The sequence below is a fragment of the Pseudomonas sp. TE12508 genome (assembly GCF_056279485.1).
In genome coordinates this window covers 137,357-153,514 of sequence record NZ_JBWCCN010000019.1, presented here as the reverse complement: position 1 = coordinate 153,514, position 16,158 = coordinate 137,357, and the positions used below count along the sequence as shown (strand labels likewise).

The following is a 16,158-nucleotide window of genomic DNA, read 5'->3' as shown; positions in this document are numbered from 1 at the left end:
TGGCCTCAGTCTGCTGAAAGGCGCCGCCCGTTAGCCTTCACCTCATTAAGTTCTCCTCCCTTCGCTCAGGATGGACTTGAGGGCTTCATCAAGCTGACGGATGGGAAAAACGGCATGCACTCCAACACCTCAAGACGCACTTTCGTGAAGGGCCTGGCCGCGGGTGGAGCCCTCGCGGGCCTCGGGCTATGGCGCACGCCGGTCTGGGCGGTCAGCAGCCCCGGCGAACCGAACGTGCTGGCCGGTACCGAGTTCGACCTGTTCATCGGCGAAACCCCGGTCAACATCACCGGCAACCCTCGAACCGCGATGACCATCAACGGCGGCATTCCCGGCCCTCTGCTGCGCTGGCGTGAAGGCGACACCGTCACACTGCGGGTAAAAAACAAACTCAAGGACAGCACCTCGATTCACTGGCACGGCATTCTGCTGCCCGCCAACATGGACGGCGTGCCGGGGTTGAGCTTTCACGGGATAGAACCGGATGGCATGTACGTCTACCAATTCAAGGTCCGGCAGAACGGTACTTACTGGTATCACAGCCATTCCGGCTTTCAGGAACAGTCCGGGGTTTACGGGCCATTGGTGATCGACGCCAGGGAACCGGAGCCTTTCCAGTACGACCGCGATTACGTGGTGATGCTGACCGACTGGACCGATGAAGACGCGGTCGGCCTGATGAGCAAACTCAAGAAACAATCCGACTATTACAACTACCACAAGCGCACCGTGGGCGATTTCATCCACGACGTCAGCGAGAAAGGCTGGGGCTCGACAGTTGCCGATCGCAAGATGTGGGCCGAGATGAAGATGAACCCCACCGATCTGGCCGACGTCAGCGGCGCCACGTACACCTACTTGATGAACGGCCAGGCGCCGAGCATGAACTGGACTGGCGTGTTCCGCCCCGGCGAAAAGCTGCGACTGCGCTTCATCAACGGCTCGTCGATGACCTACTTCGACGTGCGCATCCCCGGCCTGAAAATGACCGTGGTCGCCGCGGATGGCCAACACGTCAAACCAGTGAGCGTCGACGAATTCCGCATCGCGGTGGCGGAGACGTTCGATGTGATCGTCGAGCCGACCCAGGACGCCTACACCCTGTTCGCCCAGTCGATGGACCGAACGGGTTTTGCACGAGGCACCCTTGCGGTGAAGGCCGGCTTGTCGGCGCCAGTGCCTCCGCTGGATCCGCGACCGCTGGTGACCATGGATGACATGGGCATGGGCGGGATGGATCACGGCAGCATGGGCGGCGACATGGCGGGGATGGATCACAGTGCACCGCAAGGCATGACGGGCATGGACGGCGGTGATATGCAGGGCATGGACAACATGGCCGGCATGGATCACAGCAGCATGGCCATGGGCGGCATGGCCGGTATGCAATCCCATCCAGACACGGAAAAGGACAACCCGCTGGTGGACATGCAAGCCATGAGCACCTCGCCGAAACTTGACGACCCGGGCCTGGGCCTACGCGACAACGGTCGCCGCGTGCTGACCTACTCCGACCTGCGCAGCACCTTCGAAGACCCGGATGGCCGCGAGCCCGGTCGCACTATCGAGCTGCACCTCACCGGCCATATGGAGAAGTTCGCCTGGTCGTTCAACGGCGTGAAATTTTCCGACGCCGAACCGCTGCGACTCAAGTACGGCGAGCGAATTCGTGTGGTGCTGGTCAACGACACGATGATGACTCACCCCATTCACCTGCACGGCATGTGGAGCGACCTCGAAGACGAGAACGGCCAGTTCATGGTGCGTAAACACACCATCGACATGCCACCGGGATCAAAGCGCAGCTACCGGGTCACCGCCGACGCGCTCGGCCGCTGGGCCTATCACTGCCATCTCCTGTACCACATGGAAATGGGCATGTTCCGTGAAGTTCGCGTGGAAGAATGAGGCGCTACCCATGACCAGACTGAATCGCTCTACCCGCCTCGCTTTGGCACTCGCTGGCTTCACGGTTTCTTCGGCCATGGCTGCTACCGACGATATGCAGGGCATGGACCATAGCCAGATGCCGGGCATGGATCACAGCCAAATGCAGAGCATGGACGACGGCCAGATGCAGCCCGCCGCGCCAACCCAAAGCCGCACGCCGATCCCGGCATTGACCGACGCCGACCGCGCCGCCGTATACGCCAGCCCCACCGGCCACAATGTGCATGACACCGCGCTCAACTATTACTTCCTCGCCGACAAACTCGAATGGCAGGACGCCGACGACGGCAGCGCCCTGGCCTGGGATCTGTCCGGCTGGGTCGGCGGCGACATCGATCGCCTGTGGCTGCGCTCCGAAGGCGAACGCGTCAATGGCAAGACCGAAGACGCCGAAGTCCAGGCTCTCTGGGGCCACGCCATCTCCCCCTGGTGGGACGTGGTGACCGGCGTGCGCCAGGATTTCAAACCCGGCGCCCCACAAACCTGGGCCGCACTAGGCGTGCAAGGCATGGCGCTGTACAACTTCGAAGCCGAGGCTACGGCCTTCATCGGCGAAGGTGGCCAGACCGCTGCACGGCTGGAGGGCGACTACGACATCCTGCTCACCAACCGACTGATTTTGCAGCCGACCGCCGAGCTCAACGTCTACGGCAAAAACGACCCGCAACGGGGCATCGGCTCCGGGCTGTCCAACACCGAAGCCGGCCTGCGATTGCGCTATGAAATCCGCCGGGAATTCGCGCCTTACATCGGGGTGACCTGGAACCGCACCTACGGCAAAACCGCCGACTACGCCAAGGACGAAGGCGAGGACCGCAGCGAAGCCCGCCTCGTGCTCGGCGTTCGGTTGTGGTTCTAAACGCTTTAACTCAAAAACCTAAAAACCAACCGCTTAAAGCGGTAAGAGGCCTTGCATGCGCACCATCAAAACCACCGCTGTTGCCATCGCACTTTCAACCGGGCTGCTCATGAGCACACTGGCTCAAGCCCACCCGAAACTGCTCTCCTCCACCCCGGCTGAAGGTGCGGACGGTGTAGCGCCGAGCAACATCGAACTGCATTTCTCGGAAAACCTCATGACCCAATTCTCCGGTGCCAAACTGGTCATGACCGCAATGCCCGGCATGGCCCATTCCCCCATGCCGATGAAGGCCAAAGTTTCCGGCGGCAGCGACCCGAAAACCATGGTCATCACCCCGCTCTCGCCATTGCCCACCGGCAGCTACAAAGTCGAATGGCGCGCCGTGTCTTCGGACACTCACCCGATCACCGGCAACGTTACGTTCAAAGTGAAGTGATTGATGAGCGACTCGGTCAGCATTGCCCTGCGCTTTGCGTTGTATGTGGATTTGATGCTGTTGTTTGGGGTGGCGCTCTTTGGGCTGTACAGCCTTAAAGGACAGGAGCGGCTGTCGGGAGCGGTGTTGCCGTTTCGGCCGATGTTGGCGGGGACGGCAGTGCTGGGGGTGGTGTTGTCCGTCGCGAGCATGGTGATGATGGCGAGTGCCATGAGCGGGGAATCGGACTTCGCCGAGCTGCGTCCGCACATCGAGATGATGCTGTTCGAGACGAATGTCGGGCTGGCTTGGGGGGTTCGCATTGTTGCGCTGGTCATCGCAGGTTTAGTGGTGATGCTCCGTGCACCTGGTTTCAGTTTATGGGTTGCAGCTTTTGCCGGCGGTGTTGCCCTTTCCAGCCTGGCCTGGAACGGGCATGGCGCTATGGATGAAGGCAGTCGTCGTTTCTGGCATTTCACGGTGGACATTCTGCACCTGCTGACGGCAGGGGCCTGGCTTGGCGCATTGATGGCGTTTGCGCTGATGGCAAGAATCAACGCCCTGCACACTGAAGCGCGCATCAGGTTGCTGGTCCGCGCCGTTAATCGATTTGAGGTGATTGGCGCGGCCATCGTGGTGGTCATTACGGTGACAGGGGTTGTGAATTATCTGTTCATTGTCGGGCCGAAACTGGACGAGGTATTTCTCAGTACTTACGGGGTTTTGCTGTTCATCAAAGTGGTGCTGTTTGCAGGAATGCTCGTGCTCGCCGCGTTGAACCGGTTTCACCTTGGGCCGTTATTGGAGCGATCGTTGCGGGACGGGCAATACGCCGTCGCCGCTAATGCGTTGCGGCGCAGCGTGCTGGTGGAATGGGTGGCTGCTGTGGTGATCGTGGGGTTGGTGGCCTGGCTCGGAACGTTGAGCCCGGAGATGGAAATGGCAGCGCAATAAGCCTGAAGAGATCGTTTGATATGGATCAATAACACGCTGCGGCCATGGCGTAATTTCAGGCTCATGCCCTTGATGGGGAAATACGACATGTTCTGATCAGCGGCCATCTGGCGGCGGCTGATCAGCCCTTACTCTCTGGAGATTGCCATGCACGCCTACATTAAATCGCTCGCCGCTCTGATCGTCTGCAGCCCGTTGATGGCCCTGGCAGTCGACGAACATCACCCCGACCAGCCGCCAGCAGCACCGATGGCAACTACCACCACCCCAGCCATGCCCATGCAAGACAAGGCCATGAGCGAACAGATGCAGAAAATGCAGGCGGCCCACGACAAAATGATCGCCGCCAAAACCCCGGCCGAACGCCAGGCGGCAATGCAGGAAGCCATGACCACGATGAAAAACAGCATGGGCATGATGCACGACCATTGCACAGGCATGGGGATGGGCAAGGGCATGTCCGGCAGCAAGGACGGCTCGGGCACAGCGATGATGGACATGATGATGAAAATGATGGATCAGCAATCCAGCATGATGAAGATGCCGATGGGCCAATAAATCTCACTTCGTCGGAATGGAGCTCGCCACATGAACCACTCACCACCCTCGACGCCTCCAGCCTCCTCCTTCTGGCGCAGTAAACCCGGCATCGCGCTGGGCATGCTGCTAGTAATCGGTCTGTTTTACCTGGCCCGCGAACATTACGGCCATATCTCCCCGATTCTGCCTTACCTGATTCTATTGCTGTGCCCGTTGATGCACCTGTTTGGTCATCACCATGGTGGCAGGCGCTGACCCATGCATCGCCATAACGGACATCCGGATGACCTCAAGTCACCTGCTCAGACGGAGCAGGCGCCGGAGTCGGCGGCGACCGAAAAAGAGTACACCTGCCCCATGCACCCGGAAATCCGCCAGCGCGGCCCGGGTACATGCCCCAAGTGCGGCATGACCCTGGAACCGGTATTGCCCGAACTGGAGGAAGCAAGCAATCCTGAGCTCGAGGACTTTTCCCGGCGCTTCTGGTGGACCCTGCCGCTGACTCTGGCAGTGACTGCACTGGCCATGGGTGGTCATGGCTTGAATCTGTTTCACGGTGCCACACAGAACGGGGTCGAATTGGTGCTCGCCGCGCCTGTCGTGCTGTGGGCCGGCTGGCCGTTCTATGTGCGCGGCGTGCGCTCGATCATCCAGCTCAGCCCCAACATGTGGACGCTGATCGGCCTCGGCACCGCCGCAGCCTTCCTCTACAGCCTTGCCGCCACGCTGGCACCCGGCCTGTTTCCAGCCACCTTCATGATGGATGGCCGGGTTGGCGTGTACTACGAAGCGGCGGCGGTGATCATCTCCTTGACACTGCTCGGACAAATGCTCGAACTCAAGGCGCGCTCACAAACCTCTGCCGCGATCAAATCGCTGCTTGGCCTGGCGCCCAAGACCGCGCTCCGGATCAACGCCGATGGCAGCGAAGCGGACATTGCCCTGAGCCATGTGCACAGCGGCGACACCTTGCGTGTGCGCCCCGGCGAGAAAGTCCCGGTCGACGGTGTGGTGCTGCAGGGTGAAAGCGCGGTGGACGAGTCCATGCTCACAGGCGAGCCGCTCCCCGTGATGAAACGCCCTGGTGACGGACTGATCGGCGCCACCCTCAATACCCACGGCAGCCTGGTGATGCAGGCGCAAAAAGTAGGTTCAGCGACCGTGCTCGCGCAAATTGTGCAGATGGTGGTTCAGGCACAACGCTCCAAGGCACCGATGCAACGCCTGGCAGACGTGATTGCCGGCTACTTCGTCATGGTAGTGATCGCCATCGCCGTTCTGACCTTTGTCGGCTGGGGGCTGTGGGGGCCGCAACCGAGCTGGGTGTTCGGCCTCATCAATGCGGTGGCCGTGCTGATCATCGCCTGCCCGTGCGCTCTGGGCCTGGCCACACCCATGTCGGTGATGGTCGCCACCGGCAAGGCTGCCGGCAGCGGCGTGCTCTTCCGGGATGCGGCGGCGATCGAGAACCTGCGCAAGGTCGACATCCTGATCGTGGACAAAACCGGCACTCTTACCGAAGGTCGCCCGGCGTTCCACAGCGTCGAACCTGCGCCTGGCTACAGTGCTGACGAAGTGCTGCGCCTGGCCGCCAGTCTCGACCAGGGCAGTGAGCACCCGTTGGCCCACGCCATCGTCGAGCGCGCTCGCGCCAACGGACTGGTATTGAGCACAGCGCAGACGTTCGAATCGGCGTCAGGGATCGGCGTGCGCGGACAAGTCGACGGGCACCGTGTTCAACTGGGCAACACCGCCCTGATGGCTGAAGCCGGCGTCGCCATCGAAGCCCTGCAGCCCCACGCCGAGCAGCTGCGCAGCGACGGAACCAGCATCATGTACCTGGCCGTGGATGACGTGCTCGCGGGGCTACTCGCCGTCGCCGACCCGATCAAACCCACCACCCGGCTCGCCGTCGAACGCCTGCAGGCCGATGGCGTGCGGGTGATTATGGCGACCGGGGACGGCCTCACCACCGCCCGCGCCGTCGCCCGCCAACTGGGCATCGAAGAAGTCCACGGCGAGGTCAAACCACAGGACAAGGAACGCTTGGTCGCCGGATTGCAGGAACGCGGGCACCGTGTGGCAATGGCCGGCGACGGCATCAACGACGCCCCGGCCCTGGCCCGAGCCGACGTCGGTATCGCCATGGGCACCGGCACCGATGTTGCCATGAACAGCGCTCAGGTGACCTTGGTCAAGGGCGACCTGCTCGGCATTCTGCATGCCCGCAGCCTATCGGTGGCAACCGTACGCAACATGCACCAGAACCTGGCCTTTGCCCTGGCCTATAACGCCATGGGCATCCCCCTCGCCGCCGGGTTGTTCTACCCGTTGACCGGGCATCTGTTGTCCCCGTTGGTGGCTGCACTGGCCATGAGCGTGAGCTCTGCCTCAGTGGTGTTTAACGCCTTGCGCCTGCGCCAGGCCTCGATTGACTGAGCACGAAACAAGCGCTTGACCTTGCCATCGTGACAAGGTCAACGATGACTTCAAGCGCTGATGGGCGCCGCCACCAAAGAGGTTTATCCATGAACAGTATTGAGTTGCACGTCGAAGGCATGAGTTGCAGCAGCTGCGTCAAACACGTCAACGCGGCGCTGCAACCGCTGGAGGGAGTTGGCGAGGTGACGGTCGATCTGGCCCATGGCCGGGTCAAGGTGACGGGCGATATACAAAGCAACACCCTGATTTCTGCGCTGACGGAGGCTGGTTATCCGGCAAGCCTGTTGGCCGCAGACAGTCACGAGCAGGTCAGGAAAACGTCCGGGTGCGGTGGGGCCGGTTGTTGCTGTCGTTGAAGCCCGGGCCATCGGAGGAAGTCGTGGCGTCGTCATCCAGTGTGCGGCCGCTGCGACCTCTTTATTGTGATGGATGACAGTCAAGAAGTGGATCGCGTCGATTTGGGCGCTGCTTTTTCCTTCCGTTTTCGCTGGCGGATATCCGGCAGATAAAATAGTGCATATAAACATAAACTTGATATTTCAATTTTTTCCAAGGGCGGCAAATTTCCTGAGGTGAGTGCTTTGTGCTCACCTATACTAAAAAGGTTAAATAGTACTGGCGAGTGTGTTTGACAAGGTATTGAAATTTAAAGGTGCAGGAACCCGTGATGGTTTGGTCATAACGAGGATTTAATATGAACGTCTTATTAAAAGAACTTCAGGCCTATCATCATGAAGTGGCTATGAAAATTACTCAGATCAAAGAGTTGCTGAGGAAAATAAGGCATGAATCCGATGGTGCTGATGACTGCAAGCTGTTGTTCAAGATGCTGGAAGCCTTGCATGGTGATGCAGAGCGACACCACCACGAAAATGAAGAACTTATTCGGCTGGCCTTGCTAACGACTGAGGCACCGATCCACCAACGGGTCAAGGATATCGAGCGAGATCATCAGGCATTTGGGCGCATTGCCGGACAGCTGAAGATGTTGGAGGACACAACTCAGGAAACGAGAGTCATTGCTGACACTATCGATGATTTCATCAAAAAATATTACGATCATATGGACGCTGAGGAAAATATTTTCTTTCCGGTGGCAGATAAGTGGCTGTCAGACAACCAGTGGCAGGAAATCAAGCGTCAATGGCATTAAGAAGTAATGAAAGTGGTGGACACCGAGTTAAAATTACTTAAATAAAACCCACCACAGCTACCTATATCGGCAATTGGTCTGATGGGTTCTGCTGGATGGACAAACCCGAGACTGGAACCACGGGTTTATATTCAGTTCCCGCCTGACGGCATTCAAGACTTCGATTTTGTTGCTGATCCGCCCCAAGGAACTGTTATACAGGTCATCCTCCCCCTCGACGCATCAAAGCGTTGGAAAGAGCCGCCACTCGATAAACTCAAGGGAGTAAGAGTCCACTCTGCCAACAACTCGATTGAAGCGCATCTTAAGCATTCGAAGTCCTTGGCTTGTGGATAAACACTAATGTGGAGGGATACGTGTCGGGTCTTGCCTGGCACGTATCATGCGCTGGAGTGAATGGGTATTGGGACAGCGGATGACAGTCGAGAAGCGGTTTCACTACACTGATTCCCGCTTGCCCCCCACTCCCTCAAAAAAGCCCGATAACAATGAAAACCATAAAAAGCACAATGATACTCTGCGGCCTGCTCGCGCTAGCCAGCGGCGTTCAGGCAGAGCAACCCCCTTCCCATCTCGACACCGTCCTGCAACAAGGCCAACTGCGCGTCTGCACGACCGGCGACTACAAACCCTATACCTTCAAAGGTGAAGACGGCGAATACTCGGGGATCGACATCGCCATGGCCCGCTCATTGGCCGACAGCCTGGGCGTGAAGGTTGAGTGGGTCCAGACCACCTGGAAAACCCTGATGCCCGACATGCTCGCGGGCAAATGCGACATTGGCGTCGGCGGCATCTCCGTCACGCTGGAACGCCAGAAAAAAGCCTTCTTCAGCACCACGCTGGATGTCGACGGCAAAATTCCACTGGTGCGCTGCGAAAACCAGGCGCAATACCAGACCATCGAACAAATCAACCAACCTTCCGTTCGCCTGGTCGAACCGGCCGGCGGCACCAACGAAGCCTTCGTCCACGCCTTCCTGCCCAAAGCGCAATTGCAGCTTCACGACAACGTGACCATCTTCCAGGAGTTGCTGGATAAGAAGGCTGACGTGATGATTACCGATGCTTCGGAAGCGCTGTACCAGCAGAAACTTAAACCGGGCCTTTGCGCGGTCAACCCGACGCAATTTATGCAGTATGGGGAGAAGGCTTATCTGTTGCCGCGCGATGACATTAGTTGGAAGTTGTATGTCGATCAGTGGCTGCACTTGGCCAAGGTGACGGGTAATTACCAGAAAATTCTGGGTCAGTGGATAGCGGTGCCAGAGGCTAAATAGCTCGCCGCGACACATTCCATGTAGCAGCTGGCGAAGCCTGCGTCCGGCTGCGCAGCAGTCGCAAAATCAGAACTCGCGATGCATCAGGCAGATCACGCAACGGCGGGACTGATTTATTTACTCGCGATTTAGAACCCAGGCCCTGGCAGCCTCTTTTCGGGCGAAGGTCTGGCTCTCTTGGTAAACTTGCGCACCATCGCGAAACAGGCGTATCTGTGCCGTGTAACTGGTGCTGCCGTCGATGCGTTTTCCTGCTCTGATCGTGGCCATGGTCAACTGGTACAATTGCTAAAAGAGGGTGGTACGTACCAACGCCCCTCCAAAAAACGCCCATTTACCCCCGAAAACCGGCTTTAAACACGTAGAGCAAAATGTCAAAGAATTCAGCTACATACCCAGTAAACTCAAGCTCTACAGTGTCTAGACGCTTTAGCGTCGCCCCCATGATGGATTGGACCGACCGCCACTGCCGCTTCTTCCTGCGCCTGCTCTCCAAGCACGCCCTCCTCTACACCGAAATGGTCACCACCGGCGCGCTCCTCAACGGCGATCACGACCGTTTCCTGCGCCACAACGAAGCCGAACACCCGCTCGCCCTGCAACTCGGCGGCAGTGTCCCGCTGGACCTGGCCGCCTGCGCGCGCATGGCCCAGGACCACGGCTACGACGAGGTAAACCTGAACGTCGGCTGCCCGAGTGATCGGGTGCAGAACAATATGATCGGCGCGTGCCTGATGGGGCATCCGCAGTTGGTGGCCGATTGTGTGAAGGCGATGCGTGATGCGGTGTCGATTCCAGTGACGGTGAAGCATCGGATCGGGATTAATGGGCGGGACAGTTACGAGGAGTTGTGTGATTTCGTCGGCACGGTTCGGGATGCTGGATGCACGAGTTTTACCGTGCATGCGCGAATTGCGATTCTGGAGGGGCTGTCGCCGAAGGAGAACCGCGACATTCCGCCTCTGCGCTATGACGTGGCGGCGCGGTTGAAGACGGATTTTCCAGAGTTGGAGATTATTCTCAATGGCGGAATCAAGACGCTGGAGGCTTGTCACGAGCATTTGCAGACGTTTGACGGCGTGATGCTGGGCCGTGAGGCGTATCACAATCCTTATGTGATGGCTGAGGTGGATCAACAGCTGTTCGGCAGCAAGGCGCCGGTGATCAGCCGGGCCGAGGCGCTGGCGCAGTTGCGGCCTTATATCGCCGAGCATCTGCTGGCGGGTGGGTCAATGCACCACATCACCCGGCATGTGCTGGGGCTGGGCACCGGGTTTCCGGGGGCGCGGAAGTTTCGCCAGCTGTTGTCGGTGGATATTCATAAGGCCAAAGAGCCTTTGGCGTTGCTGGATCAGGCGGCGGAGTTGTTGGAGGGGCGTTAACCGTCACCTGCGTTGAACCTGTCCCCTATTTCAGCATCGTATCTACCGATACCACGCCCCGCCTTTCAAACATCCGTTTTCAGGTTGTTGCCGCTGGGGCTATCGATACACGTACGCACCCTTGAGTGGCTGCAAGCGCTCGGGTAATGTCATTAGACCCATAGGACAGAGCACGCTCATGACTTCCAAGCTGGAACAACTCAAACAAATGACCACCGTGGTTGCCGACACCGGCGACTTCGAAGCAATCGCTCGCGTTAAACCGGTGGACGCTACCACCAACCCTTCCCTGCTGCTCAAAGCGGCGGCCATTCCCGCTTATGCCGAGTTGCTGAACGCTTGCGTTCATGACTGCAAGGGCGATGTGGGCCTGGCCAGTGACCGTTTTGGCGTTGCGGTAGGGCAAGAGATTCTGAAGGTTGTACCGGGCCGTATTTCCACTGAAGTGGATGCGCGCCTGTCGTTCGACACTGACGCCGTATTGAAGCGTGCGCACCGTCTGATCGACCTGTACGACAAGGCCGGCGTTGGCCGTGACCGTGTGCTGATCAAGATCGCTTCGACCTGGGAAGGTATCCGCGCTGCCGAGAAGCTGGAAAAGGAAGGCATTCAGACCAACCTGACCTTGCTGTTCTCTTTCGCTCAGGCTGCGGCTTGTGCTGACGCTGGGGTGTTCCTGATTTCGCCGTTCGTTGGCCGTATCTACGACTGGTACAAGAAAGCCACTGGCAACGACTACACCGGCGCGGATGATCCGGGCGTGCAGTCGGTGACGCGTATCTACAACTACTACAAGGCCAATGACTACAAGACTGTGGTGATGGGTGCGAGCTTCCGTAATCTGAATCAGATCGAGCAGCTGGCGGGGTGTGATCGGTTGACCATCAGCCCGGATCTGCTGGAGAAGCTGGCGGCGGATACTGGCAAGCTGGAGCGCAAATTGGCGCCGGGGCATGCTGGCGAGGCGCGTCTGAGCCTGAATGAAGCGCAGTTCCGTTGGTTGTCCAATGAGGATGCGATGGCAACCGAGAAGCTGGCTGAGGGGATTCGTCAGTTTGCTCGGGATCAGGAGAAGCTTGAGGCGTTGTTGCAGGCCAAGCTGTGATCTAGTTCGAAGCTGTGCAAAAAGGGCGAACCTTAGCGGGTTCGCCCTTTTTTGTGCGCGTTTGGTAGTGAGGATTAGGTTGGCTTCGCGCTGGTGGCCGTGGTGGGTGTGCGGACGCCTTCGCGGGCAAGCCCGCTCCCACGGGTTTATGGTATGGCTGAGGTCGCTGTGGAAGCGAGCCTGCTCGCGATGGGGCCAGAGCGGCCCTCCATCACTTCAAAGGATCAGTGCCGCTCCAGCGCATTCACCAGGTCATGGAACGCTTCACGGTTGGAGTCGTTCAGGCCCATGAGGATTTTGTGCGCTTCGAGGACTTTGATCCGCACCACTTCTTCGGACTGATCCTGGTCTGGCAGGTCGGTCAGGCATTCAGGGCATGGGATCGGGCGATCAACGATGTTGAACACTTGCTCAAAGCCCATGGACTGCAACAGACGGGTGATGTCTTCGTGGGTGGTGACGACGGTCGGCAGCAGGCCGACCTTTTGCCGCGACAGGATCGACAGTTTGGCCAGCAGGCCCAGGGTGGTGCTGTCGATGCTGCGGGTTTCGGTCAGATCGATCACGATGGCGTTGAAATTCAACGCGGTGAAGATCCGCTCAATAGTCGCATCCAACGCCGAACACAGGGTCAGGCGAACTTCACCGACGAACTTCAGGACGAAGGTGCCATCCTGCTCGGCGAACTGGATTCTACCGGTACTCATTAAAGATTCCTGCTCAACACCAACAGGGCGATATCATCCGGCATCTCCCCTAGCGTGGCCAATCCAAAAACCTGGCGCAGACCATCCAGGCTGCCGCCCGCTGCCTTCACCCGTTGAGGCAAAGCAGCTTCTTTATCTTTGAGTGTGGGTTCTGGCAAAAGGTCCAAAATGCCATCAGACATCAGCGTCAAGCTGAACACTGGCGGCAATTCCAGTATGTGGTCTTCGTAGGTGGCTTCATTGAAGAGGCCCACCGGCAGACCGCGCCCTTCCAGGTAACGAACACTGTCTGGCGTGTACAACACAGGCAACGGCAGATGACCGCCGATGCTATAGGTCAACAAACCGGTCTCCTCGTCGATGACTCCACCGACCATTGTGACGTGTTTACCCAGCTTACAACTGATCAGGCCCCGGTTGATATGACCAAGAACCTCTGAAGGCTTGAACTCTGGCAATGTGCCGTTGCGCTTGGATTCGAACAGCAAGCGCGTGGTCATGAACTTCAGCAGCACGGTAACGAAGGCTGAAGAGGCGCCATGGCCGGAAACGTCCGCCAGGTAAAACGCTACCCGACGCTCATCGACCCGAAAGTAGTCGACGAAATCGCCCGACAGGTACAACGACGGAATGATCTGGTGCGCGAACTGGAACTCGTTGATGCTCCAGGGGCTGATCGGCAGCATGTTCATCTGCACCTGGCGACCGGCGTTCTGGTCTTCCTGGAGCAGGTTCAGGCTGGCTTCGAGCTCGCGGTTGGCCTTTTCCAGCTTCTCGCGATAGCGCTGGTTTTCCAGCAGCAGGCGCGCACGATCCAGGGCCCGGCGCACGGAGTGCTCGAGCACGGCCAGATCTTCAAGAGGCTTGATCAGATAGTCCGCCGCGCCCAGGCGCAGGGCCTCGACCGCGTCGTTCATCACGCCCGCGCCCGACACCACGATCACCGGGGTCTGCGGCGACAGCTCAGTGACCTGGCGAATGAGTTCGAGTCCGCCCATCTGCGGCATGCGCAGATCGCAGATGACCAAGTCGGGCTTGTCTTGCTCGAATACCTGAAGACCCTGCTGGCCGTTGCTGGCCTGCAGGACACTGAAACCACTGTCTTCCAAGTAGGCCGCGAGGCTCGCGCGCACTACTTCGTCATCATCGATTATCAGCAGCGTGGCACTGGTTTTTGGCATGTGGGCAAACGGCGCCAGAATTAGGTTGGCGTAGCAGGCTGGGCATTGGCCCCCGCACACACTACTGGATTCGCTTTCTAGCCTCTCTGCTGCACCGTTTTCGAGCGTTAGCCCTACTTACAGGTACACCAAAGGTGCCCTTCTAAGGCGCAGACGGTACTCCCATCCGCGAGGCGTTTCAAGCTCACGCCGATGGTCGCTTGACGTCTTTACTTGTCAAATCACCGGGAGTTATAAGAACAGGCAAAACCGTAACCCAAAGGAAGGATCAAGCCCATGAGCCAAACTGATCGGGACTACAGCGAAAAGCGCGATTTCATCCGCATGCGGGTCGATGCCGATGTGGCGCTGATTCATGAAGGCGACGAGGTGCCAGCCGTCTGCATCGACCTTTCCAGCAGCGGTATGCAAGTTGAGGCGCCCCGCTTATTCAAGGTCGGTGACCATCTCAGCGTGCGGATTGATTCCGATCATGCAGCGCTCAAAGGCCTTGAGGCCGATACCGAAGTGGTGTGGGTGAAAACACAGGACGGTTCCAATCAGAAACTCGGGCTTACAATCCTGAAAATGAAATAGCCCCGAATTTACCCGCAAGCCAAACGAAAGAAGGCGGCCAAATGGCCGCCTTCTTCGTTTTTACCGGTCGAGATTAAAAATCGTCTTCGACCTGGCCGTCCTTGACTTTGAATTCGCGGTTTTGCAGGTATGCATTGCGAATAAAGGTGTATTTGTCGCCGCTGACCAGTTTTTCGGCCGACAGCAGATTGGCGCGGGTGTCGACGATGTTCAGGCCGAAGATCGAATTACGCACCGGCACGTCGTGGATGTAGCGGTACGGGCCGGTATAGCCGTCGACATACTTGGAAGGCGCATCACGCAAGGTGCTTGGCCCCATGAGCGGCAACATCAGGTACGGACCGCTGCCCACGCCCCAGTAACCGAGGGTCTGGCCAAAGTCTTCATCATTGCGATGCAGGCCCATTTGGGTGCCCACGTCGAAGAAGCCCAGCAGGCCGAAGGTGGTGTTGAAGATCAAACGCGCGGTGTCGACGCCTGCCGCAGCGGGCTTGGCTTGCAACACGTCGTTGGCGAGATTGGTCACGTCGCCGACGTTGCGAAACATATTGTGGATGCCATCTTCCAGAAACTGCGGCGTGACGAATTGATAGCCCTGAGCCAATGGCTTCAGTGCATAAGTGTCAACGAAATCGTTGAACTTGTAGATCGGGCGGTTAATGCTTTCCCAAGGGTCTTCTTCCGTGGCCGCCTGGGCCGCGAACGGAACCAGCAATACACTGGCACACATACAAAGCTGAGCGAGCTGATTGCTCCAGCGCATAGAGAAACTCCTTGGATTCGTACTGGCGCGGGGGCTTGGCCCAGGCGCAAAGGCCGCTAGTATATGACGGAAAACCCGGTTTAGGCAGCATCGTGCGCGATGGCCTCCGGATGATTCTCCTGGCTGGAAGCGATTCACATCAGTGTCACTCAACTGTCACCGTCCACGAATAGCCTTGTTACTATTTCAAGGATGTTGATATGCCACGCGCCGAAAACACACCTCTCGTCGCCCCCAGCCTGACCGCTGTACTGTTCGGCCTCAGCGGATGCCTGGTGGATTTCGGCGCACGTACTCGCCAAGCTGGCAAACTGACTGCCGAGCATGCCGAAGTCACGCTTGGCGCTCTGGACAGCCTGTCCAGCTTGCAGCACCAACAGATTCCTTGCGCCTGGCTCGACGAACTGCCCCCCGCCCTCAGCCACTCTCTGGCAGCGGCACTTCCGGACTGGATTAAACCTTCGCAACACCTGGCAACAATCAATCCATGGCCGGCCCCGAACGCCTGCTGGCAAGCGTTGATGGCGTTGAATGTCGAACGCCTGGACGGTTGCGTGCTGGTCAGCGGTGAACCGCGTCTTCTGCAATCGGGCCTGAATGCCGGGTTGTGGACCATTGGCCTGGCGTCCTGCGGCTCGCTGTGCGGGCTGGCCCCCAGCGAATGGCAGGTCTTGAGCCAAAGGGAACGGGAACATCTGCGCGGCAAGGCGACAATGCAGTTGTTCGGCCTGGGCGTGCATTCGGTGATCGATCATTTGGGCGAACTCGACACTTGCCTGGCCGATATCAGCCTGCGCCGGCTCAAGGGCGAAAAGCCCTGATCGAGATCATGCAGTTTGCCCGGGAGT

At 58.6% G+C, this 16,158-nt stretch carries 17 protein-coding genes and 1 pseudogene; 14 read left to right on the top strand and 4 right to left on the bottom strand.

Annotated elements, in window-relative coordinates; genetic code table 11:
* Positions 1 to 114 precede the first annotated feature (114 nt).
* From ACZ9IM_RS24630 to ACZ9IM_RS24585, 10 genes are all read left to right on the top strand, one after another.
* Entirely contained in the window at positions 115 to 1,908 is a 1,794-nt protein-coding gene (locus tag ACZ9IM_RS24630) for a copper resistance system multicopper oxidase (protein WP_476225190.1), read from the top strand.
* 10 nt (positions 1,909 to 1,918) lie between these two features.
* Complete coding sequence (locus ACZ9IM_RS24625) at positions 1,919 to 2,809, top strand: copper resistance protein B (RefSeq protein WP_476225189.1); 891 nt, start codon at positions 1,919 to 1,921, stop codon at positions 2,807 to 2,809.
* Between the two features lie 55 nt (positions 2,810 to 2,864).
* The gene (gene copC / locus ACZ9IM_RS24620; protein ID WP_476225188.1) at positions 2,865 to 3,248 is read left to right on the top strand and encodes a copper homeostasis periplasmic binding protein CopC; all 384 of its coding nucleotides are present in this window, start codon (positions 2,865 to 2,867) and stop codon (positions 3,246 to 3,248) included.
* A 3-nt stretch (positions 3,249 to 3,251) separates the two neighbouring features.
* A complete protein-coding gene (copD, locus tag ACZ9IM_RS24615) occupies positions 3,252 to 4,181 on the top strand; it encodes a copper homeostasis membrane protein CopD (protein ID WP_476225187.1) in 930 nt (309 codons plus the stop codon).
* Positions 4,182 to 4,328: 147 nt separating this feature from the next.
* Positions 4,329 to 4,739: a hypothetical protein gene (locus ACZ9IM_RS24610; protein WP_401173218.1), complete on the top strand. Its 411-nt coding sequence runs from the start codon at positions 4,329 to 4,331 to the stop codon at positions 4,737 to 4,739.
* A 30-nt stretch (positions 4,740 to 4,769) separates the two neighbouring features.
* Positions 4,770 to 4,976 (top strand): DUF2933 domain-containing protein, encoded by a 207-nt coding sequence (locus ACZ9IM_RS24605; protein WP_123501411.1) that lies wholly within the window; start codon positions 4,770 to 4,772, stop codon positions 4,974 to 4,976.
* Positions 4,977 to 5,078: 102 nt separating this feature from the next.
* On the top strand, positions 5,079 to 7,160 hold the full coding sequence (locus ACZ9IM_RS24600) for a copper-transporting P-type ATPase (RefSeq protein ID WP_401173241.1): 2,082 nt from the start codon (positions 5,079 to 5,081) through the stop codon (positions 7,158 to 7,160).
* Between the two features lie 89 nt (positions 7,161 to 7,249).
* The gene (locus ACZ9IM_RS24595; protein WP_218399137.1) at positions 7,250 to 7,519 is read left to right on the top strand and encodes a heavy-metal-associated domain-containing protein; all 270 of its coding nucleotides are present in this window, start codon (positions 7,250 to 7,252) and stop codon (positions 7,517 to 7,519) included.
* 338 nt (positions 7,520 to 7,857) lie between these two features.
* Entirely contained in the window at positions 7,858 to 8,316 is a 459-nt protein-coding gene (locus ACZ9IM_RS24590) for a hemerythrin domain-containing protein (RefSeq protein WP_427624508.1), read from the top strand.
* A gap of 488 nt (positions 8,317 to 8,804) precedes the next feature.
* Positions 8,805 to 9,596, top strand: a complete 792-nt coding sequence (locus ACZ9IM_RS24585) for a transporter substrate-binding domain-containing protein (protein ID WP_476225186.1) — start codon at positions 8,805 to 8,807, stop codon at positions 9,594 to 9,596.
* Positions 9,597 to 9,716: 120 nt separating this feature from the next.
* Here the strand turns inward: ACZ9IM_RS24585 and ACZ9IM_RS24580 are convergent.
* A pseudogene (locus ACZ9IM_RS24580) lies at positions 9,717 to 9,866 on the bottom strand (site-specific integrase); the annotation flags it as partial.
* 101 nt (positions 9,867 to 9,967) lie between these two features.
* Between ACZ9IM_RS24580 and dusA the strand changes: the two are divergent.
* Together dusA and tal are read left to right on the top strand one after the other, a co-directional pair.
* On the top strand, positions 9,968 to 10,978 hold the full coding sequence (dusA, locus tag ACZ9IM_RS24575) for a tRNA dihydrouridine(20/20a) synthase DusA (protein ID WP_427624506.1): 1,011 nt from the start codon (positions 9,968 to 9,970) through the stop codon (positions 10,976 to 10,978).
* Positions 10,979 to 11,156: 178 nt separating this feature from the next.
* Positions 11,157 to 12,083 carry a transaldolase gene (gene tal, locus ACZ9IM_RS24570; protein ID WP_008007128.1) on the top strand — a complete coding sequence of 309 codons (927 nt, stop codon included), beginning with the start codon at positions 11,157 to 11,159 and terminating at the stop codon, positions 12,081 to 12,083.
* Between the two features lie 224 nt (positions 12,084 to 12,307).
* On the opposite strand, the gene rssC is transcribed toward tal, so the two are convergent.
* Positions 12,308 to 12,790 (bottom strand): anti-sigma factor antagonist RssC, encoded by a 483-nt coding sequence (gene rssC, locus ACZ9IM_RS24565; protein ID WP_007935262.1) that lies wholly within the window; start codon positions 12,788 to 12,790, stop codon positions 12,308 to 12,310.
* Complete coding sequence (rssB, locus tag ACZ9IM_RS24560; protein ID WP_476225185.1) at positions 12,790 to 13,971, bottom strand: two-component system response regulator RssB; 1,182 nt, start codon at positions 13,969 to 13,971, stop codon at positions 12,790 to 12,792. The genes rssC and rssB overlap by 1 nt, the downstream gene beginning before the upstream one ends.
* A gap of 276 nt (positions 13,972 to 14,247) precedes the next feature.
* Between rssB and ACZ9IM_RS24555 the strand changes: the two genes are divergently transcribed.
* Positions 14,248 to 14,547: a PilZ domain-containing protein gene (locus ACZ9IM_RS24555; protein ID WP_123497823.1), complete on the top strand. Its 300-nt coding sequence runs from the start codon at positions 14,248 to 14,250 to the stop codon at positions 14,545 to 14,547.
* Positions 14,548 to 14,620: 73 nt separating this feature from the next.
* On the opposite strand, the gene ACZ9IM_RS24550 is transcribed toward ACZ9IM_RS24555, so the two are convergent.
* Positions 14,621 to 15,310 carry an MlaA family lipoprotein gene (locus ACZ9IM_RS24550; RefSeq protein ID WP_008071107.1) on the bottom strand — a complete coding sequence of 230 codons (690 nt, stop codon included), beginning with the start codon at positions 15,308 to 15,310 and terminating at the stop codon, positions 14,621 to 14,623.
* Positions 15,311 to 15,510: 200 nt separating this feature from the next.
* On the opposite strand from ACZ9IM_RS24550, the gene ACZ9IM_RS24545 reads away from it, so the two are divergent.
* Positions 15,511 to 16,131, top strand: a complete 621-nt coding sequence (locus ACZ9IM_RS24545; RefSeq protein ID WP_427624504.1) for an HAD family phosphatase — start codon at positions 15,511 to 15,513, stop codon at positions 16,129 to 16,131.
* Positions 16,132 to 16,158: the final 27 nt, after the last annotated feature.